Source organism: Caballeronia sp. M23-90, assembly GCF_053574605.1.
In genome coordinates this window covers 1-271 of record NZ_JBSIPA010001034.1, presented here as the reverse complement: position 1 = coordinate 271, position 271 = coordinate 1, and the positions used below count along the sequence as shown (strand labels likewise).

The 271-nt window shown below is 64.2% G+C and carries 1 pseudogene; it reads right to left on the bottom strand.

Annotated elements, in window-relative coordinates:
* A pseudogene (locus tag ACRXB1_RS37665) lies at positions 1-271 on the bottom strand (MFS transporter); the annotation flags it as partial.

Here is a 271-nt window from a genome sequence, read left to right as displayed (position 1 = left end):
GCCCTGGAACGCCGCGCCAAAACCCATCCCCGCAATGATCGTCCCGACAAAGAAGATTCCCGCGTTGCCCGTGTGCACGCCGGTCAGGGTGATAAGCAAGCCAGCCGCCAGCACGATTGCGCCGGTCAGCAGCAAGCGCAACGAGCCCTGGAACGCCGCGCCAAAACCCATCCCCGCAATGATCGTCCCGACAAAGAAGATTCCCGCGTTGCCCGTGTGCACGCCGGTCAGGGTGATAAGCAAGCCAGCCGCCAGCACGATTGCGCCGGTC